This is a genomic window from Sphingopyxis sp. SCN 67-31 (genome assembly GCF_001725095.1).
This window is the reverse complement of record NZ_MEFH01000227.1, coordinates 1-6,222: the sequence shown is the minus strand read 5'-3', so window position 1 is coordinate 6,222 and position 6,222 is coordinate 1. Positions and strand designations below refer to the sequence as shown.

Annotated in this window: 6 protein-coding genes; 3 read left to right on the top strand and 3 right to left on the bottom strand. The window is 63.2% G+C overall.

What is annotated here, in order from left to right:
- A partial coding sequence (locus tag ABS88_RS24785) for a sodium/proton-translocating pyrophosphatase (RefSeq protein ID WP_286750901.1) occupies positions 1-621 on the top strand: 621 nt, incomplete at its 5' end.
- 191 nt (positions 622-812) lie between these two features.
- On the top strand, positions 813-2,792 hold the full coding sequence (locus ABS88_RS24780) for an alpha/beta hydrolase family protein (RefSeq protein WP_286750900.1): 1,980 nt from the start codon (positions 813-815) through the stop codon (positions 2,790-2,792).
- A 43-nt stretch (positions 2,793-2,835) separates the two neighbouring features.
- On the opposite strand, the gene ABS88_RS24775 is transcribed toward ABS88_RS24780, so the two are convergent.
- Positions 2,836-3,654: an SDR family NAD(P)-dependent oxidoreductase gene (locus ABS88_RS24775; protein ID WP_286750899.1), complete on the bottom strand. Its 819-nt coding sequence runs from the start codon at positions 3,652-3,654 to the stop codon at positions 2,836-2,838.
- A 313-nt stretch (positions 3,655-3,967) separates the two neighbouring features.
- Between ABS88_RS24775 and ABS88_RS24770 the strand changes: the two genes are divergently transcribed.
- A complete protein-coding gene (locus ABS88_RS24770) occupies positions 3,968-4,498 on the top strand; it encodes a CarD family transcriptional regulator (RefSeq protein WP_003039510.1) in 531 nt (176 codons plus the stop codon).
- A 56-nt stretch (positions 4,499-4,554) separates the two neighbouring features.
- Here ABS88_RS24770 and truA read toward each other — a convergent pair whose 3' ends face one another.
- Positions 4,555-5,295 (bottom strand): tRNA pseudouridine(38-40) synthase TruA, encoded by a 741-nt coding sequence (truA, locus tag ABS88_RS24765; protein WP_286750898.1) that lies wholly within the window; start codon positions 5,293-5,295, stop codon positions 4,555-4,557.
- Complete coding sequence (gene fmt, locus ABS88_RS24760) at positions 5,292-6,212, bottom strand: methionyl-tRNA formyltransferase (RefSeq protein ID WP_286750902.1); 921 nt, start codon at positions 6,210-6,212, stop codon at positions 5,292-5,294. Before fmt ends, truA begins: the two co-directional genes overlap by 4 nt.
- Positions 6,213-6,222: the final 10 nt, after the last annotated feature.

Here is a 6,222-nt window from a genome sequence, read left to right as displayed (position 1 = left end):
CTTCGGGAATTCTTCCCGAGCCTGACGGTCAATTTCAGCCTCGAAAACCCCTATGTCATCGTCGGGCTGCTGCTCGGCGCGCTGCTTCCCTATCTGTTCGGTGCGATGGGCATGACCGCCGTCGGCCGCGCGGCGGGCGATGTGGTGAAGGATGTGCGCGATCAGTTCGCGGGCGATCCCGGCATCATGGCGGGCACGTCGAAGCCGAATTATGCGCGCACGGTCGACCTCGTCACCAAGGCGGCGATCAAGGAGATGATCATCCCCTCGCTGCTGCCGGTGCTGGCGCCGATCGTCGTCTATTTCGTGATCTCGGCGGTTGCGGGTCAGGAGAACGGCTTTGCCGCGCTCGGCGCCCTGCTGCTCGGCGTGATCGTCGGCGGCCTGTTCGTTGCCCTCTCGATGACCTCGGGCGGCGGCGCATGGGACAATGCCAAGAAATATATCGAGGACGGCAACCATGGCGGCAAGGGCAGCGAAGCCCATAAGGCAGCCGTGACGGGCGACACCGTCGGCGATCCCTACAAGGATACCGCGGGTCCGGCCGTCAACCCGATGATCAAGATCACCAACATCGTCGCGCTGCTGCTGCTCGCGGCGCTGGCGGGACACGCGATGTAAGCATCGCGCCCGTCAGGGTGAAAGAATGGCCCCGCCGGAGCGATCCGGCGGGGCCTTTTTCGTTTCTCCGGTAACGTTCGGCAGTTGTTTTCGTCCGCTGCCTTTTCTACTCTGGCCTAGGGATGGCGCGGCATTCGATCCGCTTGCCAAGGGGTTGCGCCACATGCTGTGGTGCGAAAACGGAGACTGAAATGGTCAAAAAAATGTTTGCCGCGGCGTTGCTCGCATCGGCGATGATGATGCCTGTGGCGGGGGGAGCGCAAACCAGCGACATTGTGGTGGTCGCACAAAAGGGGCGGGTAGATACTGCAGTTTTCGGCAAAAGACCGTTCATGCGCGATCCGCGATTGTCGCCGGACGGCACGAAGATCGCCGTTATGCTGAGCCGCGATGGCGTCGATAATCTCGCCTATATCGATCTTGCGAAACCCGGAAATCCTTCGACCTTGATTGCGAAGGCCGAAGAATATCGTGAGGCAGGCGACCGAACCATGGGGACATGGCGATGGGTCGGGAACCGGACCCTGTTGGTAACTTTGCTCTCGCGGGAGAATATTTTCGGTCAGCGCGCCGATCTGCGACGGCTGGTTGCCTATGACCTTGAAACCGGAAAGCTCATGCCGCTGGCGTGGACGGATGCCGGAGCCGATGCGGGTACGATCCTGCACATCGACGATGAAAAGGAAACGATCCTGCTGCAGCGCGGAACGTTCAAGGACGGCAGCTTCTCGCCGGGCCCCGAGGTTGTGGAAGTCGATGTACGCACCGGCAAATACAAATCGGTGATGCGACCCAACCCCGAAGTCGACAGCTGGATGGTTGACGGCAAGGGGGTCATTCGTGCCGCTGTCGGGTCGGATTCGAAGGGCAACCAGCGGCTCATGTATCGCTCGAACGGGTCGGAAACACTCAAGACGGTGTCCAACGAAAAGGACCCGACCTTCACGCAGTCACAGATCGTCCCCGAGATTTTTCTCGATGAGCCGGACATGGCCTATGCTACTAGTAACAAAGACAATTTGCGGCGCGTCTACAAGGTGGACATGAAGACGCTGGAAATTGTGGGGCCGCCGGTATTCCAGCTCAGTCGCTACGATGTCGATGGCCTTATCGCCGACGAGTCCGAATCGGAGCGGTTGGGCGTGGCTTCCACTACCAACAAGGAACGCCGGAAATGGATGGATCCGCGTCTCGCGCAGATCCAGGCCTTCTTCGACGAAGATTTCGGCGAAGGCAATGCGATGATCACGTCGACCAACGACGGCGACACCAAGTTGATCGTGCGCGTATCGGAAACGAGCGATCCCGGCGGTTACTATCTCTACGATACCGAAAGCGGGAAGATGCAGCTTCTCGGCTGGACCCATCCGATCTTGAAGGGGGCAAAGATGAACCCCACGGAATCGGTTCGGTACAAGGCATCCGACGGTCTCGAAATCGAAGCTGTGATTACCTATCCCCGCCACCGTAAGAGCCGTAAAAACCTGCCCGTCGTCGTCATGCCGCACGGCGGACCATATGGTATTCGCGACGAAGAGGGCTTTGGCTTTTTCCCCTGGCATCAGGCGCTGGCCGAGTTGGGCTATGTCGTAATTCAGCCGAATTATCGCGGTTCGGGCGGCTACGGAAAAGATTTCGTCAAGGAAGGGCGTAAGCCCGACGGTTATGGTAACCGGATGCAGGACGATCTGAACGACGCCGTGACGTGGTTCGGGAAGCAGGGGCTGATCGACCCGAAACGAGCGTGCATCATGGGATGGTCCTATGGCGGCTATGCGACAGCACGCGGCGCTCAGCGCGATGGCGATTTTTGGCGATGTGCCATAGCGGGCGCGGGCGTATATGATTTCCCGATGATGAAATCCTATGACACCAATGCGTTTGGAAGTTTCGGCGCGAGCTTCCAGGCGACTGCGAGCGATCTTGTCGATATTTCTTTCGCGACGCGCGCATTCCGATCGAGCAATCGCGAACGCTCGTTTCGCGGCTCAAGGGTGCTGGCAAAAAGGAAGGCATCGATTTTCGATATGTCGAACAGCCCAAGGGCACGCACAACCTTCCTTATGAAGATGTGCATATCCAGTGGCTGGAAGAAGCGGCCAAGTGGCTCGATCGCTTCAACCCGGCCTATGTTCCGACGGACGCCGACAAACCGGTGCCTGTCGCGGTGACTGTCGACACGAAGTAGCCGACTTTCCGATCCGGCCGACCGGGTCAGTCCGGTCGGCCGGCGCCCATCTGCTGGGCATAGCCCGCCTGCACCATGGCGTTCATCCGGTCGAACAGCGCGTTCGGGTCGCTGCGGCGCAGGGCGGCGATGGCGGCTTCGGCGCCTTCGGCGACCACCAGTTCGCGCGTTCCGGCGGCGACTGCGGCGAGCATCTGTGCCGCAGCATCGTCGGGGGACAGGCCGTTGTCGATTGCCGCATCGCTCGCGCCGCGGACGCTGCCGTCGGCGTTGAGCGCGTTGCGGCTGACGTTGGTGCGCACCGATCCGGGTTCGACCACCAGCACCTTCAACCCCAGATGCTCATTTTCGGCGCGGACGCTGTCATGATAGCCGATGATGCCGTGCTTGGCCGCCGAATAGGCGCTGCGCAGCGGCACGCCGGCGACTCCCGCGACGCTCGATATGGCGATGATCTGACCGCCGCCGGCCGCGATCATGCGCGGAAGCAGCGCCTGGGTGAGGGCAATCGGCGCAAGCAGGTCGACCGCGATGATCTTTTGATAGACCGCAAAATCGGTTTCGACCGCCAGACTGCGCTGCGAAATTCCGGCATTGTTGACGAGACCGTCGACGCGGCCGCCCCAGACCCAGGCCTGTTCGACAAGCCCGGGAATCGCGTCATAGTCGGTCGCCTCGAAGGGCAGGATCATCGTGCCCGCGCCGCAATCCTTTGCCACCGCTTCGAGCGCAGCCACGTTGCGGCCCGACAGAATCAGCCGCGCGCCGCGCGCCGCAAGGCCGCGCGCCAGCGCCGCGCCGATACCCGACGAAGCCCCCGTAACCCACCAGATTTGATCTTTCATCTTGGCATCCCCATCTGTGTTTCCGTCTCAAGGTGAAACGCGTTTCGGGGGGCGTCAAGCCGCCGACCCGCGGATTTCCGTGCGGGGGTGGCAATTTTGTTGCGAATCTGATATAATAAATATCAACGCGTCGACAGCTTGCCTCTTTCCATCGCCGGAAAGGCACCCTGCGGCGTCCTGATGGAGCCATATCCCTTGTCACTTTGACTGGCTAGCGCCGACCGCCTTGCTTCGATCCCCCTCCGACGAGGGCGGACGTACCCGGCCTTTTCGCGCTTTTCCGGTCCCGACGGGGCAAATGAAAGGAACCTGCATGTCCGCAAACACGCTCGTCTTTGAAGTCGGTGACTATGTCGTTTATCCCAAACATGGCGTGGGGCGCGTCATTGAACTGCAAAAGTCGGAAATCGCCGGCATGCAGCTCGAACTTTATGTCCTGCGCTTCGAAAAGGAAAAAATGACCCTGCGCGTCCCGACCAACAAGGCCGAGGGCGTGGGGATGCGCAAGCTGTCGTCGGACAAGACGCTGAAGGAAGCGCTTCAGGTCCTGACCACGAAGCCGAAGGTAAAGCGCACCATGTGGTCGCGCCGCGCCCAGGAGTATGAAGCGAAGATCAACTCGGGCGACCTCGTGTCGATCGCCGAAGTGACCCGCGACCTGTTCCGCGCCGACGATCAGCCCGAACAGAGCTATTCGGAGCGTCAGATCTTCGAAGCGGCGTCGAGCCGCCTCGCGCGCGAACTCGCCGCGATGGAAGAAAGCGACGAAAAGACCGCGCAGGCGAAGATCCTTCAGATCCTCAACGAGCATGCGCCGCTCTATTACGCCGAAAAGGCGCTCTGAGCCTTTCTGCCGAGACGTGAAGAGGGCGGTCCGCAAGGGCCGCCCTTTTTCGTGGGTCAGGGATATTTTGCTTCGATGAAATAGAGGCCGTCGGGCGGTGCGTTGAGGCCGAGCGCCTGCCGGTCGGCGGCGTCGAGCGCGGCCTTCAAATCGCGCGCCGACCATTTGCCTTCGCCGACGAGGGTGAGGCAGCCGACCATCGATCGAACCTGATGATGCAGAAAGCTGCGCGCCGCGGCTTCGATGACGATTTCGTCGCCATGGCGGCTGACCGAAAGGCGGTCGAGCGTCTTCACCGCGCTTTCGGCCTGGCAATGCACCGAGCGGAAGGTGGTGAAATCGTGCCGCCCCACCAGCGCCTGCGCCGCGCCGTGCATTGCTTCGGCGTCGAGCGGCTTTGCAAATTGCCAGGCGAGCCCCTTGTCCCAGGTCAGCGGCGCGCGGCGGTTGACGATGCGATATTCATAGGCGCGGCCGACGCACGAAAAGCGCGCGTGCCAGTCGTCGGCGACCGTCTCGCACGCAAGGATCGCCACCGGCGCGGGGCGAAGCTGGGCGTTCAACGCCTCCATCAGGCGAAAGGGCTGGATGGCCTTTTCGATGTCGACATGCGCGCGCATCGCGATCGCATGCACCCCGGCGTCGGTGCGCCCGGCGCCGTGAACGGGCGCCGTTTCGGCGGTGATGCGCGTGACGGCTTCCTCGATCGCCTGCTGAACGCTGGGGCCATGCGACTGGCGCTGCCAGCCCATGAAGGGGCGGCCGTCATATTCGATGGTGAGGGCGAAGCGGGTCATGCCAGCCGCGTCCCCGCAGTTATGGGCCGACCGCGCAGCAGTTCGGCGGCGTCCATCGCCGGCTTGCCCGCGCGCTGCACCCGGGTGGCGCGGACCGCGCCGGGGTTGCAGGCGATGGTCAGCGCATCGTCGAGCGTGACGCCGGGCGCGGCGCCGGCGACGGTGTCGGCGGGATGCACGACATCGGCCGCGAGGATCTTGTATCGCTCGCCCTCCAGCTCGAAAAAGGCGCCGGGCACCGGGTTGAACGCGCGAATCTGGCGTTCGGTCTGGGGCGCGCTGACCAGAAAATCGAGCCGCGCCTCGCTCTTGTCGATCTTGGCGGCATAGGTGGCGCCGTCATCCGGCTGCGGCACGGGCGGACAGGCGGACAGGTCGGCCAGCACCTCGACCATCAGCGCCGCGCCCATTGCGGCGAGTTCGTCGGTCAATTCGCCCGCAGTCTTGCCCGCGACCGGCGTGCGGCCGATCAGGCGCATGCCGCCGGTGTCGAGCCCGGCATCCATCTGCATGATGGTGACGCCCGTTTCGGTATCGCCCGCCAGAATCGCGCGCTGCACGGGCGCCGCGCCGCGCCAGCGCGGCAGGATCGAGCCATGGACGTTGAGGCAGCCTTCGCGTGGGCTCTCGAGGATCGCCTGCGGCAGAATGAGGCCGTAGGCCGCGACCACCGCGACATCGAGGTCGAGCGCGGCGAATTCGCCCTGCGCTTCTTCGGTCCGCAGGCTCTTCGGCGTGCGGACGGGCAGGCCGTGCGCCTCTGCCCAGAGATGCACCGCGCTCTGCTGCAGTTTCTTGCCGCGCTGCGCCGGGCGCGGCGGCTGGGTGTAAACCGCCACGATCTCATGCCCCGCCGCGTGGAGCGCGGCGAGCGTCGGCACCGCAAAGGGCGGCGTTCCCATGAAGGCAATGCGCATGGGCAGCGCC

Bases quoted from the DNA above. Each gene is read 5' to 3' on its own strand.
- ABS88_RS24780 (WP_286750900.1), top strand. From the start codon at position 813: ATGGTCAAAAAAATGTTTGCCGCGGCGTTGCTCGCATCGGCGATGATG.
- ABS88_RS24775 (WP_286750899.1), bottom strand. From the start codon at position 3,654: ATGAAAGATCAAATCTGGTGGGTTACGGGGGCTTCGTCGGGTATCGGC.
- ABS88_RS24770 (WP_003039510.1), top strand. From the start codon at position 3,968: ATGTCCGCAAACACGCTCGTCTTTGAAGTCGGTGACTATGTCGTTTAT.
- truA (WP_286750898.1), bottom strand. From the start codon at position 5,295: ATGACCCGCTTCGCCCTCACCATCGAATATGACGGCCGCCCCTTCATG.
- fmt (WP_286750902.1), bottom strand. From the start codon at position 6,212: ATGCGCATTGCCTTCATGGGAACGCCGCCCTTTGCGGTGCCGACGCTC.